Below are 17,090 nucleotides of genomic sequence, written 5' to 3'. Positions count from 1 at the left end.
TGCTAAAAGAGTTAGAACGAGGATTAGGAAGAAATAACGTTGCGGGAAGAGTTAATAAGTTAACAGACGATTAATTTATTCAAAATGGCGGCGCCCGCCACGTACTGCACCCTAGGGTTCGTCGGCAGCGTCAGATGTGTATAAGAGACAGGCGCCACCATCGTGGTCATCACGCACGACCGACGACTGATCGTCGGGTACGCGACCCACGCGGTGCTCGTCGGCGACGGCGAGGTGATCGCCGCCGGTCCCGCGGCCGAGCTTCTCGCGCAGACCGATCCGGATGCCGTGGCATCCGCCTCCGCGGGCGACCCGATCGTCCCGGTGACCGAGCCCACCCCCGTCGACCCGTACGCCGATGCGCCGGTGCCGGCGCGCTTCTGGCTGCACGGCCTCAACCCGCTCGCCAAGTTCGGCGCCGTCGTCCCGGCGATGGCCCTGCTCGCCTTCACCCGGGATCTGCTCAGCCCGACGATCTTCCTCGCGCTGGCCTACGCCGTCATGCTGACCGGCGCACGGCTCACCCGCCGCGCGGCGGCGGTGCTGCTGCTCGGCGTGCCGCTGGCGGTCGTCGTGCTCAGCGTCGGCTTCGGCGTCTGGGTCGACGCGGCGCAGGTCGCCGACACGACCGCACTCGTGCGGATCGGCGACTGGACGCTGCACTCCGGCGCCCTGATCAGCGGACTCGCCACCGCGCTGCGCCTGGCCGCGATCCTCGTGCTCGCGCTCATCGGCGGCCTGACCACGCACGGACCCGACCTCGTGCGCGCCGCCGTGCAGCAGCTGCGCGTGCCGTACCGGATCGGCTACACGGCCCTCGCCGCCTACCGCTTCGTGCCGCGGTTCGGATACGAGCTGTCGATCATCCGCGCCGCGCATCGCGTGCGAGGCCAGGGCGGCGGTCGCGGTCCGCTCGCCCGGCTCGCGCGGGGCTGGGGATACATCGTGCCGCTGCTGGCATCGGGCATCCGGCATGCCGAGCGGGTGGCCCTGTCGATGGATGCCCGCGCCTTCGGCGCCTATCCCACCCGCACCGAGCGGCACGTCGTGCTGTGGCGCACGCGCGACACGATCTTCACAGCGACGGTGCTGCTGGCATCCGCCGCGGTGCTGGCTCTGACCTTCCCCTGGCAGCCGAGCTGACCGCCGGGCCCCACATCGCTCAGCGCTTGCCGGCGATCTGACGTCCGACGATCTCGCGCATGATCTCGTTCGTGCCGCCGTAGATGCGGTGCACGCGGGCGTCGGTGAAGGCCCGGGCGATCGGGTACTCCATGATGTAGCCGTAGCCGCCGTGCAGCTGCACTCCGGTGTCGAGCACCTCCCACTCGCGCTCGGTGACCCAGAACTTCAGCTGCGCTGCCTCTTCGGCGGTGAGCTGCGAGGCGGCGTAGGACGTGAGCCCCCGATCGACATACGCCCAGACCGCGTCGGCCGTGGTCGCCATGTCGGCGATGCGGAAGCGGGTGTGCTGGAAGTCGATGATCCGCTCGCCGAACGCGTCGCGGCTCTTCGTGTAGTCGACGGTCCACTTCACGGCGGCCTGGATGACCGCGGCGGCAGACACGGCGATCGACAGGCGCTCGAGCGGCAGGTTCATCATCAGCTGGATGAAGCCCTGCCCCTCCTTGCCGCTGATGAGGTTCTCATCGGGGACGAAGACGTCGGTGAAGCTGAGCTCGGCGGTGTCCCAGCCGTGGAAGCCCATCTTGCTGAGTTTCTTGCCCTGGTCGAAGCCGGCCATGCCCTTCTCGACGATCAGCAGGCTGAAGGCATCGGGGCGGTTGCCCTCGCCGGTCTTGACGAAGGTGACGACGATGTCGGCGGTGGTGCCCGACGAGATGAACGTCTTGGCGCCGTTGAGGATGTACCCGCCGTCGACCTTCTTCGCGTTGGTCTTGATGCCGCGCAGGTCGCTGCCCGCGCCGGGGTCGGTCATCGCGAGCGCGCCGAGGATCTCACCCGTCGCCATGCGGGGCAGCCACTTCTCCTTCTGCTCCTGCGTGCCCATGTGCACGAGATACGGCACGGCGAGATCGTCCTGGATGCCGAGGGCGCCCGCCAGCGATCCGGCACCGGCGCCGATGACCTCTTCGTTCACGATCGCGCGGAAGCGGTAGTCCTGCAGCATGCCCGCGCCGCCGAACTCCTCGGGCACGGACAGACCGATGATGCCGGCCTCACCGGCGGCGAGCATGGTCTCGCGGTCGACCTCGCCCGCGGCATCCCACCGCTCGATCGACTCGTTCGAGACGTGCCGTCTGACGAAGTCCTTGACCAGGTCGCGGAAGGCCTCGTGGTCTTCTTCGTAGATGTCGCGCTCCATGGCGTCCTCCTCGAATCATGTGCGTCGTCGCACGGCGAGTCTAGGTCGGAATGACATCGCCGGACAGTCGCTTGTGGGAACAAGTCTCACACACGATGACACTGCGTACCGCGTTTGTGGGATGTCGCGGTCTGCGCCTCAATGGCTGTAATCCGGGGCGGGCGGCAGCCCGAAGAACTCCTCGAGCGTGTGGAACCCGCCGTCGTGACACGCCTGGGCGAGCTCGGGCCCGATGTAGCGGATGTGCCACGGCTCGGGTGCGTACCCGGTGGTGCCGGTGCGCCCCGGTTCGTAGCGCACGATGAAGCCGTGCCGCCAGCCGTTCTCCGCGACCCACCGCCCCTGCGGCGTCGCGCCGAAGGCCTCGATGGTGCCGCAGCGCGGGTCGCACGCGACGAGGTCGAAGGCGAGACCGCTCTGGTGCTCGCTGAAGCCGGGGCGCGCCGACACGGCATCCGCTCCGCTCTGCCCCTTGTCACGCACGTGCCCGTCGTAGGTGCTCTCCTGCAGGCCGAACGACCGGTAGCCGTTGTTGATCCCGATCGTGCCCGCACCCGCTCGACTCGCCTCGGTCGCCATCGATTCGAGGGCGTCCTTGGGCTCGGGGCGCAGCTCGTTCGAGCGGGTGGTCGCGCTCAGTCCGATCTCGGCGAGGGATGCCGGCGCGAAGCTCGCCGGCTCGAGCGGACGCTGCTTGTTGATGACCACCCACGACCGGTTCGGGTCGGAGAGCGAGACGCAGGGCGCGTTGCCGTTCGCGACCGCCTCGCGGAACGCGGCGCCGCCGCCGAACGCCGCTATGACACCCGCGTCATCACCCGTGTCGAGCGCCGCCCGCACGGCGTCGTCGGCGCAGGGATCGGCGGCCGGCCGGGCATCGACCTCCACGGTGGGGATCGCGAGCGCGGCGGCGGGCGCCGGCAGCTCGACTCGGGCCACGGGGCTGTCGGCGATCACGCCGCACAGGGTCGCCAGAGACGCCATCGCCGTGAACAGCACTCCGAGCGGCAGCGCGATCCGCACGGCGAGCGGTTCGCGCGCGACGTGTCGGGACTGCGCGGCGTTCACCGATCCATTGTCCCCCACGGCGCGCATCGGCGTTCCTCGAACGCATCTGCGATACATGGTTGACATGAATGCGTTCTTTTGTTCGAATGGGGGGATGAGATGGCAGGGGCAGGCGGTACGCGAAGAGGATGCCGACGCGCTGCCGGGCATGGAGAGCCGCACCGGGATCGTGCGCTCGGTGACCACGCCCGGGTTCGCCGGGATGACCTTCCACGAGGTGCTCGCCAAGTCCGCCCTCAATGCAGTGCCCGGCGCCTCGCGCATGCCGTTCGCCTGGACCGTGAATCCCTACCGGGGATGCAGTCATGCATGCGTTTACTGCTTCGCTCGGGGAACGCACGAGTATCTCGATCTCGATGGCGGCGCGGACTTCGATTCTCAGATCGTCGTGAAGACGAATGTGGTCGAGGTGCTCGAGCGCGAGTTGCGACGCGGATCGTGGCGTCACGAGACGGTTGCGCTGGGCACGAACACCGACCCGTACCAGCGCGCCGAGGGGCGCTACCGGCTCATGCCCGGCATCGTGCAGGCCCTCGCCGACTCGGGGACGCCGATGTCGATCCTCACCAAGGGCACGCTGATCCGCCGCGACATCCCCGTGCTCGTCGAAGCGAAGAAGCGCGTGCCGATCGACATCCAGATGTCGATCGCGATGTACGACGACGACCTGCAGCGTGCGGTCGAGCCCGGCACCCCCGGCACGCAGGCGCGGCTCGACACCGTGCGCGCGCTCAGCGATGCGGGTTTCCGTGTCGGCGTCTTCCTCATGCCGGTGCTGCCGCACCTCACCGACTCGCTCGCGGCGATCGACGACGCCCTGCGTCGCATCAAGCAGTCGGGCGCCGACCACGTCGTCTACGGCTCGCTGCATCTGCGCCCGGGCGTGAAGCCGTGGTTCTTCCAGTGGCTGGAACGCGAGCATCCGGAGCTGCTGTCGTCGTATCGGGGGCTGTACCCGGGCGTCGCGGTCGAGGCGCCGAAGGCGTATCGGCAGTGGCTCGCTCGACGCATCCGTCCGCTCATGCGCGTGCACGGGCTCGACGCCCGATCGGAAGAGGAGAACGACAGCATGCGCGGAAGACGGATGCGCGCGCGCCCGACTCCGGCATCCGTCCGCACCACCACCTCCCGCGACGACATGCTGTTCTGACCGGCGACTCGACGCCGTCGCTCGACGCATAGGCTGAGCGGATGTCGACGCCTGATGACCTGCCCGTCTCCGAGTACGCCTTCCCGGGGTCGCTGCGCGACCGGCTGGTGGGGGCGATCCTCGCGGGCGAGAAGATCACGACGACCTTCCTGCTGCGTGAGCTCGAGATCGACGACGAGCCGATGCCCGCCGTCGGCGACCGCGCGGCGGTGGTCGACTCCGCGGGACGACCTGTAGGCGTCGAGACCATCGAGGATGTGCGCGTCGTTCGTCTCGCGGACGTCGATCTCGCGCACGCTCTCGGCGAGGGCGAGGGCTACGCGACCGTCGCCGAATGGCGAGCCGGGCACGAGAGCTTCTGGCACGGCCAGGAGTACCGCGAGTACGTGGGCGACCCGGAGTTCCACGTCGACGACGACACCCTCGCCGTGCTGGTGCGGTTCAGCTTCCAAGCGGGGTGACCCACGGTCGGGTTCTGCTCGCAGCCCGGTCGACGAGCCGCGGACTCCACCACGGCTCCGGAGATCCGACAGCGAAGCCGCCGGATTCGGGCACGAGCGCGAATCCGACGGCTTCTCGGCGGTGGGGGCAGGTCAGGCGGTGAGCTCGGCCTCGCTCAGCATCCGACCGGCGATCTCCTCGATCACGTCGTCACCGGGAGCCGCCTGCTCGAACGGCGCGTCGATCTCGGCGCGGCCGAGCAGATCCTCCATGCGGCGACGACGCTGACGGGTGATCAGCGTGACCACACGGCCCGAGCGACCGGCGCGGCCCGTGCGGCCGGAGCGGTGCAGGTACGTCTTGTACTCGTCGGGAGCGTCGGCCTGCACGACGAGGTCGATGTCGTCGACATGGATGCCGCGGGCGGCGACATCCGTGGCGACGAGCACCTGCACCTTGCCGGCCGTCAGCTTCTGCAGGTTGCGCGTGCGCTTGGCCTGGTTCAGGTCGCCGTGCAGCGAGACCGCGGCGATGCCGGCGTCTTCGAACTGCTCGGCGAGCATCTCGGCATAGGCGCGGGTGCGCGCGAAGACCAGCGTCTGTCCGTCGCGGTCGACGAGCGAGGTGAGCACATCGGCCTTGTCGCGGTGCTCGATGACGAGCACGCGGTGGTCGATGGTGCTGGAGTCCTGATCCTCACCGGCGACCTCGTAGACGGCCGGGTCGACGAGGAACTCGTCGACGATGGCCGCGACCTCGCGGTCGAGCGTGGCCGAGAACAGCAGCTTCTGGCTGGTGGCGCCGTCGGGGAGGGCGGTGCCGGTCTTGCGCAGGATGCGCTGCACCGGCTCGGCGAACCCGAGCTCGGCCATGTGGTCGGCCTCGTCGAGCACCGCGATGCGCACCTCGGAGAGGTCGAGCTTGCGCTGCTCGATCAGGTCTTCGATGCGGCCGGGGGTGCCGATGATGATGTCGACGCCCTTGTTCAGGGCACCCACCTGGCGCGCCTGGGGCACGCCGCCGTAGATCTGGGTGGTGAACAGGCCGACGCTGCGCGCGATCGGCTGAACGGTGCGGTCGATCTGCAGCGCCAGCTCGCGGGTCGGGGCGAGGATGATCGCACGCGGCTTGCGGCCGAACTCCCGGCGCGTGCCCTTCTGCGACAGCAGGATGCTCTCGACGAGCGGTGCGCCGAACGCGATCGTCTTTCCTGAACCGGTGCGGCCCCGGCCGAGCACGTCTCGCCCCTGCAGGATGCTGGGGATCGTCGCGGCCTGGATCGGGAACGGCGTCGCTGCGCCCATGTTCTTCAGGATCTCGACGATGTTCGAGCCGATCCCCAGGTCACCGAAGGTCACATCTGCGACCTCGGTGGCCTGGACGGCCTCCGCCTCGAGCCGCTCGTGCACGACGTCGACCTGCTCGTCGTGCGCCTTCGCGGTCGAGGTGGCATTCCAGTCGCTGCGGTTGGGGCGGGCGTCGCGGTTCTGCCGTGCCGGGCGCGCGTCGCGGTCGAAACGGGGGCGCTCGCTGCGCTCGAAGCCACCGCGGCGGTCATCGCGTGCCGGGCGGGCGTCCCGGTCGAAACGATCGGTCCGGGCGGGGCGGGTGTCGCGGTCGAACCGGCCGCCGCGCTCCGGGCGGGCGTCGCGGTCGAAACGAGGACGGTCTGATCCGCCGCGACGCTCATCACGAGCGGGGCGGGCATCACGGTCGAAACGGTCGGTGCCGGCGTACCCGGAGCGCTCGTCGCGCGCGGGACGGGCCTCACGGTCGAAACGGCCGTTCCGCGCCGGACGGGCATCGCGATCGACACCACCCCGGCGGTCGAAGCCGCCGCGCTCGTTGCGGGCCGGGCGTTCGCTGCGGTCGAAGCCGCGGTTCCCGCGGTCGTCGCGCGCCGGGCGCGCGTCACGGTCGAAGCGCTCGCGGCGCTCGTAGCCGCCGCGGTCGTCGCGCGCCGGACGCGCATCCCGACCGAACCGGTCATCACGCGCCGGACGCGCATCCCGACCGAACCGGTCATCACGCGCCGGACGCGCATCCCGACCGAACCGGTCATCGCGCGCCGGACGCGCGTCCCGACCGAACCGGTCGTTGCGCTCGAAGCCACGGCCCCCGCGGTCGTCGCGGTCGCCGCGGTGGTGCGGAGCCTCGCGGCGACCGGACTCGGCGCGGTTGCGGATCGAGCGGGCCTCGTCGCGACCCGCACGCTGCGTGTCCGACCAGCGCCCCTTCGACGCCGAGCCCTCGGCGTCCGTGGGGCGGTAGCCCCGGTGCTTCGGGCTCACGCTGCCCGGGCGGCGGTCGGCGCGGGCATCCGATGAGAAGGAGCGGCGCTCCGCGCCGTCCGTGCGGCGGTCGCCGTCGCGCGACGGACGTCCGCCGGAGTGGCGCTCGTGGAACGAGGGTCCGCTCTTCGCGTACCGCGGCTCGAAGTTGCGCGACGGGCGTCCGCCCTTGGGCTTGCCGTTCTTGGGCATGGTGTTTCCTGACTGTCTCTGACACGAGAACAGCGTCCGCTCCGCGGGCACAGAGATCAGCGCGCGTGGGACATACCCGAGCATCCGTCGACCGGGGCCATTCATGTGATGGTTATGAACCATCGGCCCCTGAGCTCACAGTGAGCATGAGTAGTGCTCGGAAGAACCGCGTGACGCGGGTGCTCGAAGCCGACTCCTTCCAGAATACCGGGCTTTGCTGAGAGAGTGCCCGCCGTACGATGACCTCATGCCTCTTGACGATGTGATCGGCTCCCCCACCGGCATCCAGATCCACCTGCGACGTGGCGACGTGACGGCGCAGATCGCGCAGGTCGGCGCTTCACTGCGCCATCTCACCGTCGGCGACGTCGAGATCGTGCCGCCCTACCCGGCCGATCAGCCGACGCCCTCGTGCTCGGGCGTCGTGCTGGCGCCCTGGCCGAACCGCATCCGCGGCGGGGTCTGGCAGGACGGCGACGCCGAGCGCGCCCTGTCGATCAGCGAGCCGAAGTTCCGCAACGCCAGCCACGGGCTGCTGCGCTACACCGCGTACGAGATCGTCGAGCACACCGATGACGCCGTCACTCTCGCCGCGAACATCGTGCCGCAGACCGGCTACCCGTATCTCGTGGCGACGTCGGTGACCTACGCGCTGACGGATGCCGGGATGGATGTCACGCACACGCTCACCAACCACTCGACCGACCCGGCGCCGGTCGCGCTCGGCACCCACCCCTTCTTCGTCGTCGACGGGGTCGACTCACGAGAGCTGGTGCTGCGGCTGCCGGCCGAGACGTACTTCGAGACCGATGACCGGATGCTGCCGGTCGGCGAGAGCCCGGTCTCGTCGGCGACCGACCTGCGCGAGGGCCGTCGTCTCGGCGACGTTCAGCTCGACACCGGGTACGCCAACCTGCACCGCGACGCCGACGGCTACGTGCGCACCACGCTCTCCGCCCCGGACGGCCGCACGGTGACGCTACAGCAGGGACCGGGGTTCGACTACGTGCAGGCGTTCACGACCGACAAGTACCCCGGGCGACCGCTCGCCGTGGCGATCGAGCCGATGACGGCGCCCGCCGACGCCTTCAACTCCGGCCGCGGGCTGCGCCGCCTCGCCGCAGGCGAAGCGTGGAGGCTGCAGTGGGGCATCCGCTTCGACTGAGCGGCCCGCCGGCTCATTCGTGCGCGTCAGCCGCGCGCAGCTGACGCCGCGTGAGGGCGACCCCGTCGGCCGGTGCGGCGGCAGGTGTCGGCCCTCCGGCATCCGGCCCTCCGGCATCCGGGCCTCCGGCATCCGGACCTGCGGTGCGCTTCGCGTGACGGCGCTCCTTCGCCCCCTCGACGAGGTTGTAGAGCGTCGGCAGCACGATGAGGGTGAGCACGGTCGACGACACGAGTCCGCCGATCACGACGATCGCGAGCGGCTGCGAGATGAACCCGCCGTGCCCGGTGATCCCCAGTGCCATCGGCGTCAGCGCGAAGATCGTCGCGAGCGCGGTCATGAGGATCGGCCGCAGACGCTTCTCACCTCCCGCCATCACCGCCTCGGGCGTGGTGAGCCCCTTCGACCGGTACTGGTTGACCAGGTCGACGAGCACGATCGCGTTCGTCACCACGATGCCGATCAGCATCAGCACGCCGATCAGCGAGGCGACGCCCAGCGGCACACCGGTCACGATCTGCAGCAGGATCGCGCCGGTCGCGGCGAACGGCACCGACACGAGCAGCAGCAGCGGCTGACGCAGCGACTTGAACGTCGCGACCATCACCACGTACACGATGAGGATCGCCGCGAGCATCGCCAGTCCGAGCTGCGAGAACGAGTCGGCCTGCTGCTCGGCGACGCCGCCCACCTCGGCGCGAGCGCCGTCGGGCAGGTCTACCGCGGTGAGCGCCGCGGTGACCGATGCAGTGGCGACGGCGAGGTCGTCGGATGCCGGCGGCACGGTGATCGTGGCGGTGCGGCGCCCCTGCTCGGTCGAGATCGAGGTGGGGCCCTCACGCTGCTCGACGGTCGCGAGCTCCTGCAGCGGCACAGGCCCGGTAGCGGTGGGGATGGACAGCTGCTTCAGCGCCTCGACGGATGTCGGCGGTTCGGGGTCGACGAGATACACCGTGAGAGCGCTGTCGTCCACCTCGACCGAGCCGATCTGCTGCGGACGCATCGTGCCCGACACGATCGACCCGACCGCGACCTCCGACAGTCCGCGCGCCGCAGCGGCCTCGCGGTCGACGACCACGGCGATGTAGGGCAGTGAGGCCGACAGGTTGTTCGTGACCTGGCCGATGCCGTCGCGTCCGTCGAGCTCCTCCATGAGGGCGTCGGTGCCGGCCTGCAGGTCCTCCGCGTTCGGGGCGGTCACCGTGACCGCGATGTCGCTCGAGCCGAATCCGCCGCCGCTCGCCGCGACGGTGATCTCACCGGCGTCGTCGAGACCGTCGACCTTCTTCTGCACGTCAGCGCGCAGCTGCTCCTGATCGACCTCGTCGCTGGTCTGGATCGAGTACGTGATGCCCGCGCCGCCCGAGAACGCGTCGCGCAGAGCCGATCCGCTCGAGCCGATCGACGCCTGCACATGCGTGATCCCGTCGAGGCCGTCGAGGGCCTCCTCGACCTTCTTCGCTGCCTCGGACTTCGCCTCCAGGCTCGCGGTCTCGCCGATGTCCTGCGTGACGGTCATGGTGTTCTGGCCGGAGTCGCTGAGGAAGTTGATCTTCATCAGCGGCGCGGCGGCGAGCGTGCCCGCGAGCACGAGCACCGCGAGCACGACGGTCACCGCGGAGTGCTTCAGGGTCCAGCCGAGGATCGGCCGGTACATCCGCTGCAGTGCCGTGGGCGGGGCATCCGGATGCTCGGGATCGATGCGCGAGCCGTCCGCCGCGAGCAGCGGCTTGCCCGGCCGCAGGAACCAGTACGCGAGCACCGGCACGATGGTCAGCGCGACGAGCAGCGACGCGACCATCGCGATGGTCACGGTCATCGCGAAGGGTCGGAACAGCTCGCCGACCATGTCGCCGACGAACACGATCGGCAGGAACACCGCCACGGTCGTGATGGTCGAGGCATTGATCGCCGATGCCACTTCGCGCACGGCCAATCGGATCGCTGCGCCCTTGTCGGCCCCCTCGACGTAGTGCCGCTTGATGTTCTCGATCACCACGATCGAGTCGTCGACGACGCGGCCGATCGCGATCGTGAGCGCGCCGAGGGTGAGCACGTTGAGCGAGTACCCGAACGCCTGCAGCCCGATGAAGGTGATCAGCACGCTGGTGGGGATCGAGATCGCGGTGACCAGGGTCGAGCGGATCGACAGCAGGAAGACGAGGATGACGAGCACGGCGAACGCCAGACCGAGCATGCCCTCGGTGGCGAGCGTCTCGATCGACTGCTGGATGTACGGCGCCTGGTCGAAGATGACCGTGAACTCCGCGTCCGGGAACGTGTCGCCGAGCTCGTCGAGCGCGGCCAGCACGCCCTGCGAGACCTCGACCGTGTTCGCCGCGGGCAGCTTGGTGACCGCGATCGACAGCGCGTCCTCACCGTCGACGCGGGAGATCGACGTGACCGGATCGGCCACCTGCGCCACGTCGGCGACCTCGCCGATCGTGAGATCGGTGCCGCTCAGCGGCAGGGCCGCGACGTCTGCGGCGGAGGTGAGCTTCGCGCCGGACTGCACGGTGAGCGTCTCGCCGGCCTCGGTGATGTCACCGCCAGGCAGCAGCACGCCGTTCTGCTCGAGTGCCTGGCTGATCGCCTGCGTCGTCTGCCCTGCCGCGAACAGCTTCGCCCGGTCGGGGGTGATCGTGATGCGCTGGCCGACGCCGCCGACGATCTCGGCGGCGTTGACGCCGTCGACGTCTTCGAGTTCGGGGATCACCGTGGTCTCGAGCTCCTGCTGCGCGGTCTCCGAGTCGTCGAAGCCGGTGACGGCGATCTGGATGACGGGGAAGTCGTCGATCGAGACGCTGAGCACCTGCGGGCTGACGTCATCGGGCAGCTGCTGCGAGATGCGGTTGATCGCCTGCTGCATCTTCTGCTCGGCCGTGGCGAGATCGGTGCCGTAGGCGAACATCGCCTGCACGATCGACGCGTTGGTGGTGCTCGTGGCGCTGCTCGACTCCAGGCCGGGCACGCCCTGGATGGCTTTCTCGATCGGGGTGGAGACGTCGTTCTCGACCACCTCGGGCGATGCGCCGGGGTAGGTGCTCATGACCACCAGCGCCGGCAGCTCGAGCGAGGGGATCAGCTCCTGCTTGAGGTTGGTGAGCGCCAGGCCGCCGAAGACGGCGGAGACGACGGTGATCAGCGCGATGAGTGCGCGGTTGCGCAGGCTGAGGATGGCGAGGTTCGACACGCGGTGCTCTTTCAGTCGCTCGTGGTCGTAGGTTCGGTGCCGAGGATGCCGGCGAGGGCGTTCTCGATCAGAGACGCGTTCAGCGTCTCGTCGTGGATGCGGGCGTGCCAGAGCACGCCGTCGATGAAGACGGCCGCGGCGGTCGCCCGCTCTACGCCGTAGGCGGGGATGAGGAAGCCGGTCATCCGCTCCGACCACCGCCGGGCCATGGCGCGCAGCTGGGGATCGTCGACGGCGGCGGTCACGACGGCGCGGTCGGCCTCGAGTGCGCGCGCGTCGGCGAGCGCCTGCACGATCAGCTGCGTCAGCACCTGCGGGGTCGCGCCGCGCTGCTCCAGCGCTGAGCGGATGCCGTCGACGCGAGCGTCGAGCTCGGCGACCAGGTGATGCAGAGCCTGCGAGCGCAGGTCGTCGAGCGTGGCGAAGTAGTGCGTGGTCGCACCGAGGGGCACGCCCGCGCGAGCGGCGATCAGACGGTGAGTGACCGCGCTCACCCCCAACTCGAGGATCAGCTCGGCTGTCGCGGCGATGATCTCGGTACGGCGCGCCTCGGGATCACGACGGCGGCGTGGCGGCTCGCTCATGACCCTCCCGGGCTCAAGATGTACGTCTGTACATTATGCGCGCCCGAACCTGTGGCCCGACTGGCAACCTCAGCCCAGCGCGCTCCCGCAGGCGAGGCCGACCAGCGCGGCGACGAGCGAGAGCACGAGCATCCCGACCACATCGACGACCGCCGCGCGCCGCGCGCCGTCCCGCCACAGCGAGACCGCGTCGATCATCGCCGTGCTGAAGGTGGTGTAGCCGCCGAGGAACCCGGCACCCACGACGAAGGCACTGCCGGGAAGCATCCCGACCACCACGCCCAGCAGCAGCGAGCCGGTCACGTTGATCACCATCACGCCCCACGGGAAGCGCGAGCGGGCGATGCCCGCGATGCCGATGTCGATCAGGTACCGGGCGGCGGCGCCGAGTCCGCCGCAGGCGGCGGCCAGCGCAAACACCAGCGGACTCACGACGCCCGCCCGACGCGGAAGGATCCGCCGATCCGCAGCCCGAGCCACGCGGCCACCAGCCCGCCGCCGACGCTCGCGACGACGTATCCCACGGCGCGCGCGGGCGAGTCGGCCCACAGCTCGACGCTGTCGAGCGCGAACGCGCTGTACGTGGTGAATCCGCCGAGCATCCCGGTGCCGAGCAGGATCCGCAGGTCGGATGCGGGAAGACGAGCGGTCAGGATGCCGAGCAGCATGGCCCCCGCGATGTTGGCCACCAGCACCGCGACGGGGGCGTCGGCGATGAGCATCCCGAGCCCGAGGCGGGCGGCGGTGCCGACCGTCCCGCCCACCGCGGCCAGCCCCGCCCGGCGGATGACGGTGCGCACGGGGGTCGGGGTGGTCACTGCGCCACTCTAGCCGCGCGCCTGCCCGCGGTCGCTCGCCCGCCGTTGCATAGACTCGAAGCGGTGGTGCGGCTGCGCCCCCGATGCCGCCGGACCGCCGGGAGGACGACGCTCGAGTGCTCACGCGAAGGATCTTCGGCTGGTCTCGTCTGGCGACCGCCGCCGTGTGCATCGCGGCGCTGGTGCACCGGATGCTGTGGGGCATGGGCTCGCAGACCATGGCCGGCTCGAACTTCTTCGCCTATCTGACGATCCAGTCGAACACCGCGTTCGCTGTGCTGGCTGTCGTCGCCGGGGTCGTCGCCCTGCGCCGCGAGGAGGATCCGGCGTGGCTGACCACGGCTCGCGCCCTCGTGCTCAGCTGGACGATCACCGCCGGTCTCGCGTTCGCGCTCATCGTGTGGCAGGCCGGCGAGCACGGCATCCCGATCACCGTCCCCTGGTCGGACGTCGTGCTGCATTTCGTGCTGCCGGCGTGGGCGGTCGTCGCGTGGGTGTTCGGCCCCGGCCGGCGTGAAGCGTCGTGGCGCGTGGTGCCGTTCGTGCTGCTGTATCCGGTGGCGTGGGGCGTCTTCACGATCTGGCGCGGCACCGTCATCGGCTGGTATCCGTACTACTTCCTCGACCTGCGCCAGGTGTCCGGCGTGGGCGAGATGGTGCTCAGCTGCGCGCTGGCCCTGGCGATCTTCGCCGGGGTCGCGGTCGCGCTCGTGCTGCTCAGCAAGGTGCGGCCCACGGTTGCGCCGTGGGGCGAGATCAGCCCTCGTCGTCTGCCGGCGCTGCGAAGAACGCGAGCGAGGCGCGCGCTGCGGCCGTGGCGTCGCGCTCGCTGAGCTCGGCGAAACGCTCCGCGTCCGCGCCGCCGACGAGACCGACGAGCACCGGCTCACCGGTGAACGGCTGGAGGTTCAGCCAGGTGCGGATCAGCGCGTCTCCCCCGGCCACGTGCCAGATGGTCGCCTCGGTCGTCCAGAACGCCTCGTCGAAGCGCATCCACGCCGTCTCGATGAAACCGGATGCGAGTGCCGCGATCGCACCCCGATGCGAGAAGGGCAGCGCGGGGGCGAACTCGATCCCCTGCTTCTGCAGCACCCCGAGCGGCGCGGTGACGATCACGCGGTCGTACGAGAGCGCCTCCCCGGTGCCCAGTCGCAGGCTGACCCCGCGGTCGTCGTACGCGATGCGCGCGACGGGCGACGCCGTCGCCACCTTCACGCCCTCCAGCTGCTCGCCGAGGAATGCGTCGAGGTCGCCGATCATGCCGTGCACGCCGTCGCCGGGGAAGTGGGGTGGATACCAGCTGGACGCACGCGACGGATCGGCCCCCGTCATCGCCGCCATCCAGGCGAGTGACGCCGAGAGCGCCGGGTCGTCGAGGTCGGCGCCGTTCGCGGCGAGTGCATCGGTGATCGCCGCGTCGGATGCCTGTGCCTGGGCCTTCTCGACGGCCTGTGCGATCGGCGCGCCGTCGAGACCCTCGGTCTCGCCCTCTGCGCTCCACGTCGTCGCGGTGTCGAGTGCGAGCGAACGATCGCCCAGGTCGACCAGCCGGCCGTCGAGCGACGCGAGGTCCGCTTCGCTGAGCAGCCAGGCGCCGAGCTGCGGAGGGATCGGCCACTGCTCGTCATCGGCGATGCTGCGGATGCGACCTCCGATGTGCTCGCGCGCTTCGAACAGGGTGACCTCGTGGCCGGCATCCGCAAGCATCCGGGCCGCGATCACTCCGGCTGCACCCGCGCCGACGATGGCCAGACGCTCGGTGTCGTCGCTCGCCGAGATGAGCGCGAGCGCCGCCCGCCGTGCGTCGTCGACGGCTCCGACCAGCGTGCCGGGATGGTCGGAGTCGGTGGCCTCGCCGGCGAAGAACAGCCGGTCGAGCACGGGTTCGGCGAGGCGCTGGCGTTCGGTGGGATCGGCGCCTGCGGGCAGGTAGCTGGTCGATCCGTGCGAATACGGGTCGGTGGCCCACGTGCTGCGCAGCCAGCCGGCCGGCGCGGGCACCGCCTCGGGCGCGGTCGGCCGGGGCATCGGCGTCCTGGTGCGAGTGGGCGCGGGCTGCGGCTCGGGCGTGCAGGCGGAGAGCAGCAGTCCGACGGCGCCCGCCCCGGCGCCGACGAGCAGAGTGCGGCGCGTGATGCTCATCGTGCTTGCCAGACTACCCGCGGCGGTCGGTGGGGTCAGTGTCGTGTCGCGACACGTCGTGGTTCCACGCTTTCGAATCGCTCAACGTGCAGCCTTCGCCTCTGCGACCGGGCAGTTGAGCGATTCGAAAGCGGCAGGCGTAGCACATCGAGATATATCGTGTTACGGTTCCTTCAACGCGATATATCTCGATATCCGCTATCCAAGGAGAACCCCATGACCGAGAAGTGGCTCATCGCCCCCGGCGAGGAACGAGTGATCGACATCGACTCCGCGTCGCGCCTGAAGGTCGGCCTCGTCGGCGGACAGGTCGACGTGATCGCACACGACGAACCCGGCATCCGCATCGAGGTGCGCGGCGTCACCGTGAAGGACCTGCGCATCGAGTCCGACGGCACCCAGGTCGAGATCGACCACCCCCAGATCGGGTGGGACAACTTCCTCGACGTGTTCCGCAACTTCGGGGCGGGCGGCCCCAAGGCCGAGGTGAGCATCGCCGTGCCCCGCGCCATCGCCCTCACACTCGGTGTCGTCAGCGCCGGCGCGCTGGTCTCGGGCATCCGCAACGACGCCAAGCTCAACACCGTGTCGGGTGACCTGATCGCCGACGGCATCACCGGCGACCTCACCGCCAACTCGGTGTCGGGCGACGTGCAGGTGCGCGGACTGACAGGCTCGATCAACGCGAACAGCGTCTCGGGCGATGTCGCCGTGACCGGCAGCCTGCGCAAGGCGACCGTCGACACCGTGTCCGGCTCGGTCCTCATCGACGCCGTCGGCGACATGAACACCATCAACCTCAACACCGTCTCGGGTGGCACGACCGTGCGACTCGACGAGACCCTGCCCGCGAACTACGTGCTGCGCAGCATGACCGGGCGGATCACGGTCGACGGCGTCGAGCGCTCGAGCGGCGGGCCGGGCAGCTACACCGGTCAGGTCGGCGAGCTGTCCGGCAGCTTCGTCGACGTGCGCGCGAACTCCGTCTCCGGCGGGGTCACGGTGCTGCGTCGCCCGCAGGTGTCGGTGGCAGACGACGCGGAGTGGGAATCATGAGCCCCGCGGTCTTCTCGCACGGCGATCTGCGGCTGTACCTGCTGTCGCTGCTCGCCGAGGCGCCGCAGCACGGCTACGGCATCATCCAGGCGCTCACCGATCGCACCGGCGGCACGTACACCCCCAGCGCCGGCACGATCTACCCGCGTCTGGCGAAGCTCGAGGAGGAGGGCCTGGTGACCAAGACCGTTGACGGCCGCACCACGATCTACGCCATCACCGACGCCGGCCGCGCCGAGCTCAGCGCCCGCGAGGGCGATCTGGCAGGCATCGAGCAGGGCCTCGCCGATTCGGTGCGGCTGATCGCGAACGAGGTGCGCCAGAGCGTGCAGGATGCCATGCGCAGCCTGCGCGCCGACCTCGCCACCGCCGCCCACGAGGAGCAGCGCGCAGCGAAGTCGCGCCCCCGGTTCGACGGGATGAGCGGCGAGCGCGCCACCAGCCGCGAGCACCTGCAGCGGGCGGATGCCTCGATCAACGCGTTCCGCGCTCAGCTGCGCACCGATCTGCGCACGCATGTCGCTCGCGGAGGCTCGCTTCCGGCATCCGTCGTCACCGAGCTCGAGCACGCGATGGACGAGGCGGCCCGCGCCGTCACCCGTGCACTGAGCGCGCTGCCGACCGACAAGCAGTAATACCTTCGAGACCCTCCCCCGCCTGGGCG

General features: G+C 70.1%; 15 protein-coding genes. 7 read left to right on the top strand and 8 right to left on the bottom strand.

The genetic code is table 11. The annotated features are described in order from the left end of the window. Positions 1 to 324: 324 nt before the first annotated feature. Positions 325 to 1,143, top strand: a complete 819-nt coding sequence (locus BFN01_RS05080) for an energy-coupling factor transporter transmembrane component T (RefSeq protein ID WP_071642214.1) — start codon at positions 325 to 327, stop codon at positions 1,141 to 1,143. Between the two features lie 19 nt (positions 1,144 to 1,162). Here BFN01_RS05080 and BFN01_RS05075 read toward each other — a convergent pair whose 3' ends face one another. Both BFN01_RS05075 and BFN01_RS05070 read right to left on the bottom strand, forming a co-directional pair. Then, positions 1,163 to 2,326: an acyl-CoA dehydrogenase family protein gene (locus BFN01_RS05075; protein ID WP_071642211.1), complete on the bottom strand. Its 1,164-nt coding sequence runs from the start codon at positions 2,324 to 2,326 to the stop codon at positions 1,163 to 1,165. A 138-nt stretch (positions 2,327 to 2,464) separates the two neighbouring features. Next, entirely contained in the window at positions 2,465 to 3,394 is a 930-nt protein-coding gene (locus tag BFN01_RS05070) for a M15 family metallopeptidase (protein WP_256221031.1), read from the bottom strand. A gap of 94 nt (positions 3,395 to 3,488) precedes the next feature. Here BFN01_RS05070 and BFN01_RS05065 point away from each other — a divergent pair, with 94 nt between their 5' ends. Then, positions 3,489 to 4,544, top strand: a complete 1,056-nt coding sequence (locus BFN01_RS05065; protein WP_071642209.1) for an Rv2578c family radical SAM protein — start codon at positions 3,489 to 3,491, stop codon at positions 4,542 to 4,544. A gap of 41 nt (positions 4,545 to 4,585) precedes the next feature. Beyond that, on the top strand, positions 4,586 to 5,005 hold the full coding sequence (locus tag BFN01_RS05060) for an ASCH domain-containing protein (RefSeq protein ID WP_071642208.1): 420 nt from the start codon (positions 4,586 to 4,588) through the stop codon (positions 5,003 to 5,005). A 132-nt stretch (positions 5,006 to 5,137) separates the two neighbouring features. Here the strand turns inward: BFN01_RS05060 and BFN01_RS05055 are convergent, their stop codons facing one another. Further along, positions 5,138 to 7,468, bottom strand: a complete 2,331-nt coding sequence (locus BFN01_RS05055; protein ID WP_071642207.1) for a DEAD/DEAH box helicase — start codon at positions 7,466 to 7,468, stop codon at positions 5,138 to 5,140. A 247-nt stretch (positions 7,469 to 7,715) separates the two neighbouring features. Between BFN01_RS05055 and BFN01_RS05050 the strand changes: the two genes are divergently transcribed. Continuing rightward, a complete protein-coding gene (locus BFN01_RS05050; RefSeq protein ID WP_071642206.1) occupies positions 7,716 to 8,633 on the top strand; it encodes an aldose 1-epimerase family protein in 918 nt (305 codons plus the stop codon). A 13-nt stretch (positions 8,634 to 8,646) separates the two neighbouring features. Here BFN01_RS05050 and BFN01_RS05045 read toward each other — a convergent pair whose 3' ends face one another. The 4 genes from BFN01_RS05045 to BFN01_RS05030 form a co-directional block, all read right to left on the bottom strand. Further along, positions 8,647 to 11,826, bottom strand: a complete 3,180-nt coding sequence (locus tag BFN01_RS05045) for an efflux RND transporter permease subunit (protein ID WP_071642205.1) — start codon at positions 11,824 to 11,826, stop codon at positions 8,647 to 8,649. An 11-nt stretch (positions 11,827 to 11,837) separates the two neighbouring features. Next, complete coding sequence (locus BFN01_RS05040; RefSeq protein WP_071642204.1) at positions 11,838 to 12,410, bottom strand: TetR/AcrR family transcriptional regulator; 573 nt, start codon at positions 12,408 to 12,410, stop codon at positions 11,838 to 11,840. Positions 12,411 to 12,479: 69 nt separating this feature from the next. After that, positions 12,480 to 12,842 (bottom strand): CrcB family protein, encoded by a 363-nt coding sequence (locus BFN01_RS05035; protein ID WP_071642203.1) that lies wholly within the window; start codon positions 12,840 to 12,842, stop codon positions 12,480 to 12,482. After that, positions 12,839 to 13,228, bottom strand: coding sequence for a CrcB family protein (locus BFN01_RS05030; RefSeq protein ID WP_256221030.1), 390 nt, complete (start codon positions 13,226 to 13,228; stop codon positions 12,839 to 12,841). Before BFN01_RS05030 ends, BFN01_RS05035 begins: the two co-directional genes overlap by 4 nt. 116 nt (positions 13,229 to 13,344) lie before the next feature. On the opposite strand from BFN01_RS05030, the gene BFN01_RS05025 reads away from it, so the two are divergent. After that, positions 13,345 to 14,061, top strand: a complete 717-nt coding sequence (locus BFN01_RS05025; RefSeq protein ID WP_143187163.1) for a Pr6Pr family membrane protein — start codon at positions 13,345 to 13,347, stop codon at positions 14,059 to 14,061. Here the strand turns inward: BFN01_RS05025 and BFN01_RS05020 are convergent. Beyond that, positions 13,985 to 15,370, bottom strand: a complete 1,386-nt coding sequence (locus BFN01_RS05020) for an FAD-dependent oxidoreductase (protein ID WP_071642201.1) — start codon at positions 15,368 to 15,370, stop codon at positions 13,985 to 13,987. The genes BFN01_RS05025 and BFN01_RS05020 overlap by 77 nt on opposite strands. Before the next feature lie 216 nt (positions 15,371 to 15,586). Between BFN01_RS05020 and BFN01_RS05015 the strand changes: the two genes are divergently transcribed. Both BFN01_RS05015 and BFN01_RS05010 read left to right on the top strand, forming a co-directional pair. Then, positions 15,587 to 16,426 carry a DUF4097 family beta strand repeat-containing protein gene (locus tag BFN01_RS05015; protein ID WP_071642200.1) on the top strand — a complete coding sequence of 280 codons (840 nt, stop codon included), beginning with the start codon at positions 15,587 to 15,589 and terminating at the stop codon, positions 16,424 to 16,426. Continuing rightward, complete coding sequence (locus BFN01_RS05010) at positions 16,423 to 17,061, top strand: PadR family transcriptional regulator (protein ID WP_071642199.1); 639 nt, start codon at positions 16,423 to 16,425, stop codon at positions 17,059 to 17,061. The genes BFN01_RS05015 and BFN01_RS05010 overlap by 4 nt, the downstream gene beginning before the upstream one ends. Positions 17,062 to 17,090: the final 29 nt, after the last annotated feature.

It is taken from the genome of Microbacterium sp. AR7-10, from assembly GCF_001878835.1.
GTDB classification, from domain to species: Bacteria; Actinomycetota; Actinomycetes; order Actinomycetales; family Microbacteriaceae; genus Microbacterium; species Microbacterium commune.
This window is presented reverse-complemented; position numbering and strand designations above follow the sequence as displayed.